Source organism: Frankia gtarii (assembly GCF_025403375.1).
Classification (GTDB): domain Bacteria; phylum Actinomycetota; class Actinomycetes; order Frankiales; family Frankiaceae; genus Frankia; species Frankia gtarii.
In genome coordinates, this window is sequence record NZ_JAMPTM010000619.1 from 1 (window position 1) to 491 (window position 491).

At 72.9% G+C, this 491-nt stretch carries 1 protein-coding gene; it reads left to right on the forward strand.

The features are described from left to right. Positions 1-491, forward strand: a 491-nt coding sequence (locus NBZ83_RS32595; RefSeq protein WP_261576562.1) for a hypothetical protein, incomplete at both ends; no start/stop codon positions are given.

The following is a 491-nucleotide window of genomic DNA, read 5'->3' on the forward strand; positions in this document are numbered from 1 at the left end:
GTCCCACCCCGGAACACGCCCGCGTTCGACGAACGGGGCGAGGCGTTCCCGAACCTGCGGCTCGCCTCGCTCGTGCTGACCGACGACGAACGCGCCGTCATCCCCCTGGTCGGCCCGCTGCTGCCCACTCCCCGCGCCGGCAAGAAACTGATCAACCTGTACCGGCTGGTCCGCATCGGTGTCCCCGACGGCGACCTGGACGCGTTCACCGCCGGCCCCTACCACGCCGTTCTTCTCCTGCTCGCCGTCGTCGTCGGCCAGCCCGCCCTCACCGCGCCGCTGCTGGCCGCGCTGGCCGCCAGCACCGGCGACCGCGACATCGTCGAGTTTCTCGACGACGAGCCCTGCGGGCCGGCCCTGCAACCCGCCTGCGCCACCCTGGCCAGCACCGTCGACAGCCTCCGCCGGGACGGCACCCCGTTCTACGGCAGCCTCGCCACCTACCGGCAGTGGGCTCCACGCATCGCCCGGTACAGCTTCCACACCCTCGC